This window comes from Nocardioides lijunqiniae, assembly GCF_015024225.1.
GTDB lineage: Bacteria > Actinomycetota > Actinomycetes > Propionibacteriales > Nocardioidaceae > Nocardioides > Nocardioides lijunqiniae.
Genome location: NZ_JACJGM010000005.1, coordinates 71389 through 86128 on the forward strand (window position 1 = coordinate 71389; position 14740 = coordinate 86128).

The window sequence follows — 14740 nt, forward strand, 5'->3', positions numbered from 1 at the left end:
CTGCACCGGCAGTCACGCGAGTCCGGGTGCTGCTCTCGTGGCCGATGCAGACGTGGCGCATGGTGCCTCTCCCTCGCGGACTCGATCGGTGGCCTGCGGCTCCGGTCGATCCGGTCGTGGCTCGTCGGTGCCGCACCACCACCCTCGGGCCGGCGGCTGCGCGTTCGCGTCGGTAGAAGTCCCTGGCGTCCTCAGGTCTCGTCACTGCCGGGTACTGGCACCGTCAGGACGGCGACCACACCGTCGGTCGGCTCACGTGGCGCGACCGGGGAAGGCGGGTCGCACGGGTCTGCCCGAGCCGGTCAGGGGAGCTGGAGGTCCTTGAGCTGTCGGCGGGAGCTGATGCCGAGCTTGCGGAAGATGTTGCGCAGGTGGGACTCGATGGTGCGCGGACTCAGGAACAGCTGCGCACCCACCTCTCGGGAGGTTGCTCCGGTGGCGACCAGGCGGGCGATCTGCAGCTCGTGGTCGGTGAGGGTGCTGGTCGGGTGCACGCTGCGTCGACGCGGGTGCTCGCCGGTCGCGCGCAACTCGCGAGCGGCGCGCTCAGCGAAGGCGTCCGCGCCCATGTCGGTCAGCAGCTCGTGAGCGGTGCGCAGCTGCTCGCGAGCGTCCTGCCGCCGACCCTCGCGGCGCAGCCACTCTCCGTAGACGAGATGGGTGCGGGCGAGGTAGGTGACCATGCGACACGCTCGAAGCTGCTCGATCGCCTCTCGGTAGTGGCCCTCTGCCGACGCACCCGTGCTGACCAGGGCACGCGAGCGCGCCTCCAGCCCGCGGGCGAACGGAGTGCCGCTGGCGCTCGTGCGCACGACCAGCTCGTCCAGCGCCGCCGTGGCGGTCTCGGGCTGGTCGGCTCGGACAGCCGCCTCGACGAGCTCGGGCAGGGCCAGGCCGCGGCTGCTGTTCGTCAGCTCGTAGGACTGCCGCGCTCGCATGGCGGCGTCCTGGGCCTCCGGGTACTTGCCCAGCCCGTTGTACAGCACCGCCAGGGCGTAGGCGGCGAGCGTGGCGTCCGCGCCGCCCTCGTGCGCTCGCTGGGTGCTGTCGGCGAACAGCTGGGCGGTCTCGGCCTCGTGGCCGCGCCACGCGTGCAGGAAGAGCTGTGCGAAACGCACCGGCGCGGCACCGGTGGCCAGCGTGATGGCACTGCCTTCGGCGGCCAGCTCGGCAGCCTGCGGAAGGTCACCCGTGAGCACCAGCATGGCGGACAGGGCCGCGAGCGCCTGGGGGAGCGTGGCCAGCGCACCCGCCTCGCGAGCGAGCTCGACGTTGCGCTCGGCCAGCGCGCACGCCAGGTCGTCCTCATAGATCCCGACGGCCACGCGGGTCGCCAACGAGAGCCAGCGGCGACTCCCCATCTCACCCAGCGCCTCGCCGTCCACCCCACGATCGCGGAAGGCCTCCAGCGCGCGCCGCACGTCCGGGAACCCGGCGACGTAGCCTCGGGTGAAGGTCGTGACCAGACCGTCGAGCAGCAGGTCGCTCGGCCGGAGGGGCGCGGGAGCGGCGGGTGCGGCGAGGGCGACGGCGGCCACGTCGAGCACCCCGCCCCTGTCGCCGCCGCCGATGAGCAGCACCGCGTCCAACGCGTGCAGGTAGGTCTCCCGAGCCAGGCCCGCGTCCATCGGGGCGAGCGCCGCTGCCGCGTCCAGCAGCATCCACGGCACCTCGGGCGCCTGCGTCAGGTTGAAGGCGATCCGAGCGCGGAGCAGCTCGAGGCGGGCGCGCTGCCAGTCGTCAAGGGGGCCGATCTCCGCGATGGCCGCCAGGTCCTGCGCTGCCCTGGACGAACCCGCGTCGTGCTTGGCGTGCGCGGCCGCCAGCGCCCGGGTGGCACGAGCAGTCGAGTCGGGGGTCAGGCCCACTGCTTGGTGCAGGAAGGCGGCGGCGGCTGCGACCCCTCCACGCGCGCGCGTCCGGCCAGCGGTGCGCTCCAGGTCGGCGGCCGCCTCCTCGTCGGCTCCGTAGACCGCGTGCGCCCGGTGCCAGGCGCGCCGGTCGGGGTCCGTCGCGGCATCGGTCTCCTCGGCCAGGGCGCCATGGGCTCGGCGGCGGTTCGCGGGAGTGGCGGCGCGATAGACCGCCGAGCGGACCAGCGGATGTCGGAACCGCACCCGGGTGTCGATCTCCACGAGCCCCGAGGACTCCGCCGGCTCCACCGCCTCCTGGGGGATCTCCAGCCGTCCGGCGGCACGCCACAGCAGCGAGGCGTCTCCCGTCGGGTCGGCCGCGGCGAGCAGCAGCAAGAGCTGGGTGTCCGGGGAGAACGCCGCCGAGTGACGTTGGAAGCCGTCCTCGATCCGGCGAGGAACGCTGAGGGCGTCCGGCAGCTCGAACCCGCCCGCCAGCTGCGTGAGCCGGGCGCTGCGCGGCAGCTCCAGCAACGCCAGGGGGTTGCCGCGTGCCTCGGCCACGATCCGGTCGCGCACGAAGTCGTCCACGGGTGCATGGACACCGCCGTCCAGCAGTGTGCGCGCGTCGCTCTCCTCGAGGCCCCCCAGCTCGAGGCTGAGTGGTAGCCCGGCGAGGACGTCGACCTCGCCGGCCGTCACCTCGCGCAGGGCGAACACCATCGCCACGCGCTCGGCCCCCAGCCGTCGAGCAACAAAGGCCAGGACCTGGGCCGACGCGGTGTCCAGCCACTGCGCATCGTCGATGACGCAGAGCAGTGGTGCCTCCTCGGCGGCTTCTGCCAGCAGGTTGAGCGTCGCCAGTCCTACCAGGAAGCCGTTGGGCGCGGGCCCCTCGCGGCGGCCCAGAGCCACGCCGAGGGCGTCCTCCTGCGGTGCGGTGAGAGCTCCTGCCTTGTCGAGCAGCGGAGCGCAGAGCTGGTGCAGGCCCGCGAAGGCGAACTGGCTCTCGGACTCCGCCCCGGTGCACCAGGTCAGGCTGAACCCCAGAGGGATCGCCGTCTCCTGGGCGTGGTGCAGCAGCGCGGTCTTGCCGATGCCCGCCTGCCCACGGATCACCAGCGTGCCGCTGCTCCCGGCGCTGGCTGCAGCGAGCAGCTGCTGGATGGCGGCCCGCTCCGCATGCCGCCCCACGAGCTCCGCCACGTCACTCCCACTCCAGACCGGGTCGAGGTGTGTTCACACAACAGGGTCATCCTCCCTCAACCCCGCACCAGCCTCCAGCGCCGTCCACGGCTCGCCGGAGCCACCACCGACAGGTGAGTCAGGCACCCCGGGCTGCGCCACGCGTCACCGATCTCAGGTGCCGTCGCCGCCCTGCAGCGCAGCGGGAGGCAGCCAGTCGGCTCCGAGCAGGCGAGCGAGGTCGGTGAGGCCGGTCGTGTCGCCCCCGACCGTGTCGGAGGCGGCGGCGATCCGCTCCACCATCACGCGGCCGACCTGCTCCTCGACCGTGCCCTCGGCGTACGCGACCTGCCAGGGCGAGACCTGGTGGTCGCGGTGGGTCCGGCCGGTCACCTGCCGTGCCGCGATGCCGGAGAAGCGCGCCTGGTGGAAGACGCCCACCCGCGGCTCGGTGCTCGCCCGGCGTCCGTCGGCGAGCGTCTCGCCGGCGTGGAGGCTGATCGAGGCGACCGTGGTGAACACGCAGACCTTCGCCTCGCCGGTCTGGAACCGGAGCCGCTCGGCCTCGACGTCGAACCGGTCGCGTCCGTAGATCGTGGCCACCTCGATCCCGGAGTCGCGCAGCCGGTCGGCGATGGGGTCGGCGGCGGTCGAGACGAACTCCACCGAGCAGGCCACCTGGCGCTCGGACTCGACCTGCTGGCCGATCCACGCGACCGTCGAGTCGACCCGGATGAGCGCGGCCTTCTGCCGGAAGCGCAGCAGCGCGGCCCGTCCCTTGGCGACGTTGCGCCCGCGGCGCGCGAGGTCCATCTCCCGGCAGAACTCGCCCCACTCGGCCTCGTACGCCGTCCGCTCCGCCGGCGTGAGCGTCACCGGCATGCCGGAGATCGGGACCGGCCCCCACGGCGCGGCGCGGTGCAGCATCGCCGGGGGACGCACGTCGGCGAGCCAGCCGCGCACCAGCTTCAGGTCCGCGGCGCGTCGCGCGGGGTCGGTGGTCCACGTCGCGCCGTAGCGTCCCTGCTCCACCCCGACACCGTGACGCTCGAGCGCGGCGGCGAACGCGACCTCGGGCTTCGTCGCCGACGTCCACTGCCTCATCGGCTCCCCGAGCGTCTGCGCGTAGGCGGGAGCGAGGTACGGCAGCTCGAGGGGGGTGTGCCCGGGCGTCGCGGTCGTCGCGATGACGAACGGCGCCCGGTCGTGGGGCTTGCCGTGCCCCGAGATCCTGGCCCACAGCTTCCACCGCTTCGTCGTCGTACGTCGCAGCGCGTGGGCCTCGTCCGCGATGATCACGTCCCACGCGTGGTCGGTGACCTTGTCGAGCCGGTCCCAGGTGATCACGACCCACTCGAGGCCCCCGTCGCCCAGCGCCGCGATCGTGCGACACCAGTGCCCGATGGTGATCGCGGCGGGGCGGTCGGCCACGACGAGCACCCGTCGCGCGCCGCGGAGGTCGCCCACCGCCGTCGCGCCCAGCACCGCGGAGATCGTCTTGCCCACGCCGGGCTCGTCGGCCAGCAGGAACTGCCGCCCGCCCGCGGCCGCCCGCTCCGCGATCGCGTCAGCCGCCTCGAACTGGATCCGGCGCGGCTCGAGCTCGTCGGTCGCCGGGGGAGCGGGAGTCGGGTCGGGGTTGAGGGTTCCCTCGAGGAAGCGACCGAGCGTGTACGGACCCGGGACGTACGCCTTGAGGTGCGCGGGCACCGCGCGGCCGACGTACAGGTGGGCCTTGACGGCCGGGTGCCAGGCGGCGCCGTCGACCTGCGTGCCGTAGGGGACGTCGAGCACCCAGAGCCGCTCGCCGGGCCCGGCGGCCGGCAACGGTCGGGTCCCGCCCCGGCGCGCCGACCCCCTGCCCCGGTGGGCGCTGGATCGACGACGTTTGGCCACCCGCGGACGCTACCGGCACCGTCGCCGCGCACCGCGCCGCCTCGCCCGAGTGACCTGGGGTCGGGGTGAGCGAGCACCTACCCACCGGTGCGTTGTCAGTGATCTTCACCGACGCGAAGGCGTCCCCCGGTGCAGCACGCTCGAGTGACAGGCCCGGGCCTCCAGCGATGGAGTCCCGTGGACCTTCCGTCCCATGCGCGAGGAGAGCTCACCCATGTCCACCCAGGTCACCGTGACCAACAACACCGCCAGGCACCGGTACGAGGCTGTGGCGCAGTCCCCGGACCTTGCCGGGTTCGTCGACTACCAGGAGACCAGCGAGCTGGTCGTCCTGACGCACACGGAGGTCACCCCGGCGTACACGGGACAAGGGATCGGCAGCGTCCTGGCCCGCGCCGCGCTGGACGACGTCCGTGATCGCGAGCTGAAGGCGCTGGTGATCTGCCCCTTCATCATCGGCTGGCTGCGTCACCACGCCGAGTATCGCGACCTGCTCTTCAACGCCCCCGCGCCGGCGGTCGGCGATGAGTCGGTTCGGTCGTGACCGTGCTCGACGTGGGTGCGGATGCTGCGCCGCCGCGGTTCGACGGCTTGAGGGCCGTGGTCATCAACGCGACCCTGAAGCGCTCGCCGGAGCCCAGCAACACCGACGGGCTGCTCGGTGTCAGCACGCGGATCATGGAGGAGCACGGTGTCGAGGTCGACGTCGTCCGGGCGGTCGACCACGAGATCGCCGTCGGGTTGTGGCCGGACATGACCGAGCACGGTGAGGATTGCGACGACTGGCCGGGGATCCTCGACCAGGTGCTGGCCGCGGACATCCTCGTCCTCGCGGGGCCGATCTGGCTGGGCGACAACAGCTCGGTCATGAGGCGAGTGGTCGAGCGGCTCTACGGCAGCTCCAGCTCGCTCAACGAAGCCGGGCAGTACGCCTACTACGGCCGCGTCGGCGGCTGTGTGGTCACCGGCAACGAGGACGGCGTCAAGCACTGCGCCATGAACGTGCTCTACAGCCTGCAGCACCTCGGCTTCACCATCCCGCCGCAGGCCGACGCGGGCTGGGTCGGGCCGGCCGGGCCCGGGCCGTCCTACCTCGGCCCCGGGTCGGGTGGCCCGGAGAACGACTTCACCAACCGCAACACCACCTTCATGACCTACAACCTGATGCACCTCGCGGCGCTGCTGCGCAGCGCGGGAGGGATCCCGGCGTACGGCAACAGGCGCAGCCAGTGGGACGCCGGTTGCGCTCCCGACCAGGTCAACCCCGAGCACCGGTAGGCATCTCGCCAGGAGGAGCAAACCCATGACGACACACTTCGGCTCGACCCAGGCGTGGCCGCGACTGCGGGTCGACGACTGGACCGAGACCCGCGACACCCTGCACATGTGGACCCAGATCATCGGCAAGGTCCGGCTCGCCCACGCCCCGCTGCTCAACCACTGGTGGCAGGTCACGCTCTACGTCAGCCCGCGGGGCTTGACCACGGGCGCGATCCCGCACCGTGGCGGTCTCGTCGACCTCGAGCTCGACTTCGCGGCGCACCGCCTGCGGCTGCGCAGCAGCGACGGCGGGGAGCGCCTGGTCGGCCTGTCATCGAGACCCGTGGCCGACTTCTACGACGAGACGATGGCGGCGCTGCGCGGGCTGGGCATCGAGACGACGATCGATGCTCGCCCCAACGAGGTCGACCCGGCGACGCCGTTCGCCGAGGACCACCACCACTCGACCTACGACCCCGATGCGGCGCACCTGTTCTGGCGCCAGCTCGTGCACGCTGACCGGGCGCTGGGCGAGTTCCGGTCACACTTCGTCGGGAAGGTCAGTCCGGTGCACTTCTTCTGGGGGGCCATGGACCTCGCGTGCACCCGGTTCTCGGGGCGTGCGGCGCCCGAGCACCCCGGCGGTGCCCCCAACTGCGGCGACTGGGTGATGGTCGAGGGCTACTCGCGCGAGCTGAGCAGCGCCGGGTTCTGGCCCGGCGGGGGCGAGGAAGGTGCGTTCTACTCCTACGCCTACCCCGAGCCGGAAGGGTTCGCCGACCACCCGGTGGGCCCGGACGCGGCCTACTACAGCGCCGAGAACCGTCAGTTCCTGCTGCCGTACGAGGCAGTGGCCGCGGCCGAGGAGCCCGACCGGACCGTCGCGAGGTTCCTTCACGACACCTACCGGGCCGCCGCCGACCTTGGCGGCTGGGACCGGGAGCGTCTGGAGGACGACCCGCACCGGTGGCCGCAACATCGATCCGGCCCCGGGCGACAGTCCCGGTCACCGGAGGGGGGCACGGCGCTTCCAGCGCCGTAGCGATCCCCACCGGGAGCAGCACCGAGGCGGGACAACGGTCCTGCCCATCCGACACGCGCGGCTCGACAGGCTGCACGTCACCAGCAACGGAGGAAGAGCACATGGGACAGCTGATCGGAACGACGTCGGTCGTGACCGGGGGGAACGGCGGGATCGGCCTCGCGACGGCCGAACAGCTGGCGGAGGAGGGCTCGCACGTCTTCGTCACCGGCCGTCGCGAGGCCCAGGTGAGGGCCGCGGTGGAGGTCCTCGGGGCAGACCGAGCCACGGGCATCGTCGGGGACGTCTCCCGACCCGAGGACCTGGACCGGCTCTACGAGGCTGTCCGAGCTCGTGGGCAGGGCATCGACGTCCTGGTGGCGAATGCGGGGGTCGGTGAGGTCGCCACGCTTCACGACACCACCGAGGCGCACCTGGAACGGACCTTCGCCGTCAACGTCCGGGGCACCGTCCTGACCGTGCAGAAGGCCTTGCCGTTGCTCAACGACGGAGCCTCGGTGGTGCTGGTCGGATCGACCGCCGCCGAGCGCGGGATGGAGGGCTTCGGCGCGTACGCCGCATCGAAGGCAGCGGTGCGCTCCTTCGCGCGGACCTGGTCGACGGAGCTGAAGGGTCGCGGCATCCGGGTCAACGTGGTCTCCCCGGCCTGGATCGAGACCCCGGGCGGCACGGCGGCCTTCGGCGACGAGGAGACCGCTCAGGCGATGAAGGCGCACGTGGCCGCGACGGTCCCCAAGGGACGCATGGGTCGGCCGCGGGAGGCGGCTGCCGTGGTGACGTTCCTGGCCTCGGAGCAGAGCAGCTACGTGGTCGGCGCGAACTTCTACGTCGACGGAGGCGAGAACCAGACATGACCTCGGACATCCCCGGCGGGACACGTGGACGGAGAGGTCGACGATGACCACGCAGCGACAGCGAGTCGCCATCGTCACCGGCGCGGGAAGCGCCCACGGAATCGGGTTCGCGGCCGCCCGGCTGCTCGGCGCCGGGGGGAGTCGGGTGGTGATCACCTCGACCACGGACCGCATCTTCGAGCGGGTCACCGAGCTGCGCGCCGACGGCATCCGGGCGGAGGGGGTGGTCGCCGACCTGACCGATCCCGCTGGTGCGGACACCGTCGTCGCGTGCGCGTCCGACTCGTTCGGCGGCCTGGACATCCTGGTCAACAACGCGGGGATGACGTCCGTGTCCGACCACTCCTTCGCCCCGGGTGCGATCGACGGTCTGTCCCTCGACGACTGGCGTGCCTCGCTCGATCGGAACCTGACCACGTCGTTCCTGATGACCCGCGCGGTGGCCGGACCCATGCAGGCGGCCGGCTACGGCCGCATCGTCAACGTGTCGTCGGTGTCGGGACCCGTCGCCGCCTACCCCGGCGACGTCGCCTACCACGCGGCGAAGGCCGGCGTCGTCGGGCTGACGCGCGCCACGGCGATCGACATGGCGTCAGCGGGAGTCACCGTGAACGCCGTCGCCCCGGGCTGGATCGACACCGCCTCGGCCTCGGACTACGAGCGGGCGTTGGGCGCGGCCACACCCGTCGGCCGGTCCGGCACCGCGGACGAGGTGGCGCACGCGATCGCGTTCCTCGCCGGTGAGGGCGCCTCCTACATCACCGGTCAGCTCATCACGGTCGACGGAGCGAACTCCATCAGCGAGGAGCGCGGGCGGTGAACCCCCAGGAGGCCGCCACGCCGCGGCGACGAGCATCGGAGGACCCACGGACGACGCTGCCGACAGCACACGAGCCGCCATCGACGGGGCGATGGCGGCTCGTGCGGACGATCTGCGGACCAGCGAGGCCCGCTGACGGCGTCGTACCTCGTCAGCGAGCCACTCCAGGCTAGATGTCGTAGTAGAGCTCGAACTCGTGCGGGTGCGGGCGCATCTGCACGGGCAGGATCTCCTGGGTCCGCTTGTAGTCGATCCAGGTCTCGATCAGGTCGGGCGTGAAGACGTTGCCGGCCGTCAGGAACTCGTGGTCGGCCTCGAGCGAGTCGAGGACGGCGCCCAGCGAGGTGGGGACCTGGTCGATGTCGGCCATCTCGTCGGGCGGGAGCTCGTAGATGTCCTTGTCGATCGGGGCGGGCGGCTCGATCTTGTTCTTGATGCCGTCGAGGCCGGCCAGCAGCAACGCCGAGAAGGCGAGGTAGGGGTTGGCCGACGGGTCGGGGCACCGGAACTCGATGCGCTTGGCCTTGGGGTTGGAGCCCGTGATCGGGATCCGGACGCAGGCCGAGCGGTTGCGCTGGGAGTAGACCAGCGAGATCGGAGCCTCGAAGCCCGGCACCAGGCGGTGGTAGGAGTTGACGGTCGGGTTCGTGAACGCCAGCAGCGACGGGGCGTGCTTGAGGATGCCGCCGATGTAGTAGCGCGCCATGTCCGAGAGGCCGCCGTAGCCGGTCTCGTCGTAGAACAGCGGCTCGCCGTTGTTCCAGATCGACTGGTGCACGTGCATGCCCGAGCCGTTGTCGCCGAAGATCGGCTTCGGCATGAACGTCGCGGTCTTGCCGTTGCGCCACGCGGTGTTCTTGATGATGTACTTGAACTTCATGACGTCGTCGGCGGCCTTGAGCAGCTCGTCGAAGCGGTAGTTGATCTCCGCCTGGCCGGCGGTGCCGACCTCGTGGTGCGCACGCTCGACCTGCAGGCCGGCGCGCTCCAGCTCGATGACCATCTCGTCGCGCAGCTCGCCGAAGTGGTCGGTGGGCGCGACGGGGAAGTAGCCGCCCTTGTACTTGACCTTGTAGCCGCGGTTGTCGTTCTCGAAGGCGTCACCGGTGTTCCAGGCGCCGGCCGAGGAGTTGATCTCGTAGTAGCCGGCGTTGGCCTTGGTCTCGAAGCGCACGTTGTCGAAGACGTAGAACTCCGCCTCCGGCGCGAAGAACGCGGTGTCGCCGATGCCGGTGGTGCCGAGGTAGGCCATGGCCTTCTTGGCGATGTTGCGCGGGTCGCGCGAGTAGGGCTCGCCCGTGAGCGGGTCGTGGATGAAGAAGTTGACCACCAGCGTCTTGGCGACGCGGAACGGGTCGATGTAGGCGGTGGTCGGGTCCGGGAACAGCGACATGTCGGACTCGTGGATGGCCTGGAAGCCACGGATCGAGGAGCCGTCGAAGTTCAGCCCGTCCTCGAAGACGGACTGGTCGAACGACGACACCGGCACCGTGAAGTGCTGCATGACGCCCGGCAGGTCACAGAAGCGGACGTCGACCATCTCGACGCGTTCGTCCTTGATGTAGGCGAGCAGCTCGTCGCTGTTCTGGAACATTCGTCCTCCTTGGCTGCGACCCTCGACGGGACAGCCGGCAAAAGCAAGCAGATGTGGACACCCCGGAGCCACATTGCACCGAGGGGTGACCCGAACCTACGAACGGGCCATTTCTCGACCGTATCGGTTTCGTTTCGGGGATGTAACAGGTGGCCGGTAGGCGGTTGCCGACCGACGGCTCGATAGCCTGCGGGGGTGAGGACGACCTGATGACACCGCCGCTGGAGAGCGCGTCCTGGCCCCGGCGCGTGCTCGCGCTGTTCGTCGACTGGTTCGCCTCGACCCTCGCGGTCATCGCCTTCGTGGGTCTCGACGCCTACGGCGAGACCGGCAGCAACGCCCAGCTCTACGTCCTGCTCGTGTACGTCGTGGAGTCGGCGCTCTTCACCTGGCTGCTCGGCGGCTCGTTCGGCAAGCTCGCCACGCGGCTGCGCGTGGTCCCCGCCGACGGCCGGCTGCGCCCCCTCAACCCGTTCAAGGCGCTCCTGCGCCAGGCGATGATCGCCCTGGTGATCCCGCCCCTGGTCTACCGCGCCGACGGTCGCGGTTTGCACGACCTCGTGGCGGGAACGGTGACGGTCACGCTGCAGACGTTCCGCGGCCTGCGCCCCGGCCCCGCCTGACCACCCAGCCTGAACACCCAGCCTGACCACCCAGCCTGACCACCCGCTCCTCTGCCTCACCCCTCCCGAAAGGCACGACATGTCCCGCTCCCTCTTCCGCCGGACCGCCTCCGCCGCGGTCCTGTCCCTGGCCCTCACCTCGCTCGCCGCGTGCGGGGGAGACGACGAGAGCGGTGACGACTCCGGCTCCGGCGGCGGCACGTCGGCGTTCGACCGCATGGGCGGCTCCGAGGAGCCGACCGACGGCGCGACCGACGAGCCCACCGAGGAGTCGACGGAGGAGGCCGAGCCCACCGCCGGCGAGGAGGTCGAGGCCTCCGAGATGGTCGGCATCTTCGCCGCGGCGTTCGAGGAGGCCAGCACCGCGACGTTCACGATGAACATCGAGGGCGCGGCGGCCTACGAGGCCGATGGCCAGGCCGACTTCACCCAGACGCCCACGGCCATGAGCATGTCCATCAACGTCGGCGAGATGCAGCCGATCAAGATGGTGCTGGTCGACAACACGCTGTACCAGCAGAACCCCGGCACCGAGAAGTACACCTCCACGTCGCTCGACGACCCGAGCAACCCGCTGTCGAGCCTGGGCGACCAGCTCGACATCCGCTCGCAGTTCGACACCATGGAGAAGGCCATCACCGGCGCCACGTACGTCGGCGAGGAGGACGGCCTCGAGCACTACAGCATCGTGCTGGACTCGGCGACGCTGCTGGAGGCGCAGGACGCCGACACCACCTCGCTGCCCGAGGGCTCGCTCCCGCCGTCGTTCACCTACGAGCTGTTCTTCGACGACGAGGGGTACTTCCGCAAGATGGTCGCCGACCTCGGTGAGCTGGGCGGCGAGATGACCGCCAGCTACGACAACTGGGGCGAGCCTGTCGACATCAAGGCGCCCCCGGCCTCGCAGATCCAGTAGGTCGCCGCTCGAAGCCCCCGGGGGCACGCCCCCGGGGGTTGAGCAGGTGGTGCAGCGTCGGGGGTTGAGGAGGTTGCGCAGCCTCGGGGGTTGAGGAGGTTGCGCAGCAACCGTCTCGAAACCCCTCGGGCGAGCAGCAGAGGCTCAGCGGCCGCGCATGTTGCCGCGCATGCCCTTCATGCTCGTGGGCACGGGGCCCTTCGGCATGGGGATCGCGGAGCGGTTGGCGTCGAGGGCCTTGATCCGGTTGAGGACGTCGGTCAGCTCGGCGGGCTTGACCTGACGGCCGAGCTTCTGGACGTGGCGCACCAGCTTGGCCAGCGGCACCTGGCCCTCGCCGTCGCCCACGACGACCTCGTGGATCGGGGTCTCGGCCGCGACGCGCTCGTGCTTGCGCCGCTCGGAGGTGAGGATCTGGCGGACGCGGTGCTGGTTGCCCTCGGCGACGAGCACGATGCCCGGAGGGCCCACCACGCGGTGCACGACGTCCTGCTGCTTGTTGAACGCGATCACGGGGTCGGTCTTCCAGCCGCGCTTGAGCATCGTCAGGGCGCTCGCGGCGGCACCGGGCTGCCCGGCCATGCGGTCGTAGGCCGTGCGCTGCGCGCGGCGGGAGAACACGATCATCGCGCCGAGCAGGCCGAAGAGCAGCGCGCCGACGACCGACATGATCCACTGCACGACGCCCTCGCCGGGCAGCACGTAGAACAGCGCGAAGCCCACCGCACCGAACAGCAGGAACGACCCGAGCAGCCACAGCCCGATCCGCTTGTCGGTCTGCTTCGTCATCCGGTAGGTGGCGACGATCTGCTGACGACGGTTCATGTCGGCGGGATCGGTGGGCGTGTCCTTCTTGGCCATGGCTGTGGAGCTGCCTTACTCGTTCGGGCCGACCCGCGGTGGGTGCGGAGTCAGGCGGTGGCGGTGGAGACCGTGCTGGTGGTGCCCTCGCGGGCGTCCATCGCCTGACGGTACAGCCGACCGGCGCGGTACGACGAACGGACCAGCGGACCCGAGAGGACTCCGGAGAACCCGATCTCGTCGGCCTCGTCACGCAGCTCCACGAACTCCTCAGGCTTGACCCAGCGCTCGACCGGGTGGTGGCGCAGCGAGGGGCGGAGGTACTGGGTGATCGTGATGAGCTCGCAGCCCGCGCCGTGCAGGTCGCGCAGCGCCTGCGAGACCTCCTCGCGGGTCTCGCCCATGCCGAGGATCAGGTTGGACTTGGTGACCAGGCCGAAGTCGCGGGCCTGGGTGATGACATCGAGCGAGCGGTCGTAGCGGAACGCCGGACGGATCCGCTTGAAGATCCGCGGCACGGTCTCGACGTTGTGGGCCAGCACCTCGGGGCGCGACTCGAACACCTCGCGCAGGAGGTCCGGCTTGCCGTTGAAGTCGGGGATCAGGTTCTCGACGCCGGTGCCGGGGTTGAGGTCGTGGATGGCGCGCACGGTCTCGGCGTACAGCCAGGCGCCGCCGTCCTCGAGGTCGTCGCGCGCGACGCCGGTGATGGTGGCGTAACGCAGCTCCATCTTCTGCACCGACTCGGCCACGCGGCGCGGCTCGTCACGGTCGAGGGGCTGCGGCTTGCCGGTGTCGATCTGGCAGAAGTCGCAGCGGCGCGTGCACTGGTCGCCGCCGATGAGGAACGTCGCCTCGCGGTCCTCCCAGCACTCGAAGATGTTGGGGCAGCCCGCCTCCTGGCAGACCGTGTGCAGGCCCTCGGACTTCACGAGGCTCTGCAGGTGCTTGTACTCCGGGCCCATCTTGGCCCGGGTCTTGATCCACTCCGGCTTCCGCTCGATCGGGGTCTCGGCGTTGCGGACCTCGAGGCGGAGCAGCTTGCGGCCCTCAGGGGCGGGAGCGGTGGTCACGTCGGTCAACTGTACGCCGGGCCAGGGGGCCACCCAACTCGGCTCACCCGGTGGTCGCAGGCGGCTGCCGTGGCGCGGCCGTCAGGGGGTGACGAGCTCGATGCGAGGGGCGCGACCGGGCTCGGGACGCGCGTCGTAGTCGGGCGTCGGGGTGTACGGACCCCAGGCGAGCAGGTCGCGCAGGTGGCGCTCGACCGAGGGCAGCACCTCCTCGACACCGACCCGGCGGCCGAGCTCCTGCGAGAGCGTCGTGACGCCCGCGTCGGCGATCCCGCAGGGCACGAAGCGGTCGTACCAGGCGAGGTCGACGTCGCAGTTGAGGCTGAACCCGTGCATCGTGACGCCGCGGCTCACGCGGATGCCGAGGGCGGCCACCTTGCGCTCGGGGCCGTGGTCGTCGGCGCGCAGCCAGACGCCGCTGCGACCCGGGACCCGTGCGGTCACGACGCCGAGGTCGGCGCACACCTGGATCAGCGCCTCCTCGACGCGGCGGACGTAGTCGACGACCTTCACGTGGTCGGGCAGCCGCACGATGGGGTAGCCCACGAGCTGGCCGGGACCGTGGAAGGTGATCTTGCCCCCGCGGTCGACGTCGACCACGTCGGCGCCACCGGCGTCGGCCGGCCGCTCGTGCGGCTCGGTGCGCTTGCCGGCGGTGTAGACGGGCGGGTGCTCGAGCAGCAGGACGGTCCCGGGCTGCTCGTCGTCGGACACGCGGGCGTGCACGTCGCGCTGCAGCTCCCAGGCCGCGAGGTAGTCCAGGGCGTCGGCGCCGAGGCCGACCTGCTCGAAGCGGAGCTCACTCACGTCTCGATGCTACTCG

The 14740-nt window shown here is 71.2% G+C and carries 13 protein-coding genes; 7 read left to right on the forward strand and 6 right to left on the reverse strand.

Annotated elements, in window-relative coordinates; genetic code table 11:
- Nucleotides 1-302: 302 nt before the first annotated feature.
- Both IRQ30_RS24085 and IRQ30_RS04070 read right to left on the reverse strand, forming a co-directional pair.
- Nucleotides 303-3059: an AAA family ATPase gene (locus IRQ30_RS24085; protein WP_338089564.1), complete on the reverse strand. Its 2757-nt coding sequence runs from the start codon at nucleotides 3057-3059 to the stop codon at nucleotides 303-305.
- A 153-nt stretch (nucleotides 3060-3212) separates the two neighbouring features.
- On the reverse strand, nucleotides 3213-4832 hold the full coding sequence (locus tag IRQ30_RS04070) for a DEAD/DEAH box helicase (RefSeq protein WP_193611754.1): 1620 nt from the start codon (nucleotides 4830-4832) through the stop codon (nucleotides 3213-3215).
- A gap of 334 nt (nucleotides 4833-5166) precedes the next feature.
- On the opposite strand from IRQ30_RS04070, the gene IRQ30_RS04075 reads away from it, so the two are divergent.
- The 5 genes from IRQ30_RS04075 (at nucleotide 5167) to IRQ30_RS04095 (ending at nucleotide 8910) form a co-directional block, all read left to right on the forward strand.
- Nucleotides 5167-5478, forward strand: a complete 312-nt coding sequence (locus IRQ30_RS04075) for a GNAT family N-acetyltransferase (protein ID WP_338089565.1) — start codon at nucleotides 5167-5169, stop codon at nucleotides 5476-5478.
- Nucleotides 5475-6212: a flavodoxin family protein gene (locus tag IRQ30_RS04080; RefSeq protein ID WP_338089566.1), complete on the forward strand. Its 738-nt coding sequence runs from the start codon at nucleotides 5475-5477 to the stop codon at nucleotides 6210-6212. The genes IRQ30_RS04075 and IRQ30_RS04080 overlap by 4 nt, the downstream gene beginning before the upstream one ends.
- A gap of 25 nt (nucleotides 6213-6237) precedes the next feature.
- Nucleotides 6238-7236 carry a DUF5996 family protein gene (locus IRQ30_RS04085; protein WP_227466945.1) on the forward strand — a complete coding sequence of 333 codons (999 nt, stop codon included), beginning with the start codon at nucleotides 6238-6240 and terminating at the stop codon, nucleotides 7234-7236.
- A gap of 101 nt (nucleotides 7237-7337) precedes the next feature.
- Nucleotides 7338-8090, forward strand: coding sequence for an SDR family NAD(P)-dependent oxidoreductase (locus IRQ30_RS04090; RefSeq protein ID WP_193611756.1), 753 nt, complete (start codon nucleotides 7338-7340; stop codon nucleotides 8088-8090).
- Nucleotides 8091-8133: 43 nt separating this feature from the next.
- A complete protein-coding gene (locus IRQ30_RS04095) occupies nucleotides 8134-8910 on the forward strand; it encodes an SDR family oxidoreductase (RefSeq protein ID WP_193611757.1) in 777 nt (258 codons plus the stop codon).
- 169 nt (nucleotides 8911-9079) lie between these two features.
- On the opposite strand, the gene glnA is transcribed toward IRQ30_RS04095, so the two are convergent.
- Nucleotides 9080-10504, reverse strand: a complete 1425-nt coding sequence (gene glnA / locus IRQ30_RS04100) for a type I glutamate--ammonia ligase (protein ID WP_193607796.1) — start codon at nucleotides 10502-10504, stop codon at nucleotides 9080-9082.
- A 209-nt stretch (nucleotides 10505-10713) separates the two neighbouring features.
- On the opposite strand from glnA, the gene IRQ30_RS04105 reads away from it, so the two are divergent.
- The gene (locus tag IRQ30_RS04105; RefSeq protein ID WP_193611758.1) at nucleotides 10714-11127 is read left to right on the forward strand and encodes an RDD family protein; all 414 of its coding nucleotides are present in this window, start codon (nucleotides 10714-10716) and stop codon (nucleotides 11125-11127) included.
- Nucleotides 11128-11206: 79 nt separating this feature from the next.
- A complete protein-coding gene (locus tag IRQ30_RS04110; protein WP_193611759.1) occupies nucleotides 11207-12043 on the forward strand; it encodes a LolA family protein in 837 nt (278 codons plus the stop codon).
- A gap of 144 nt (nucleotides 12044-12187) precedes the next feature.
- On the opposite strand, the gene IRQ30_RS04115 is transcribed toward IRQ30_RS04110, so the two are convergent.
- The 3 genes from IRQ30_RS04115 to lipB all read right to left on the reverse strand — a co-directional run bounded on the left by IRQ30_RS04115 (nucleotide 12188) and on the right by lipB (nucleotide 14724).
- Entirely contained in the window at nucleotides 12188-12904 is a 717-nt protein-coding gene (locus tag IRQ30_RS04115) for a DUF4191 domain-containing protein (protein WP_193607793.1), read from the reverse strand.
- A 50-nt stretch (nucleotides 12905-12954) separates the two neighbouring features.
- Nucleotides 12955-13917: a lipoyl synthase gene (lipA, locus tag IRQ30_RS04120; protein WP_193607792.1), complete on the reverse strand. Its 963-nt coding sequence runs from the start codon at nucleotides 13915-13917 to the stop codon at nucleotides 12955-12957.
- Between the two features lie 81 nt (nucleotides 13918-13998).
- A complete protein-coding gene (lipB, locus tag IRQ30_RS04125; protein ID WP_193611760.1) occupies nucleotides 13999-14724 on the reverse strand; it encodes a lipoyl(octanoyl) transferase LipB in 726 nt (241 codons plus the stop codon).
- Between the last annotated feature and the right edge of the window lie 16 nt (nucleotides 14725-14740).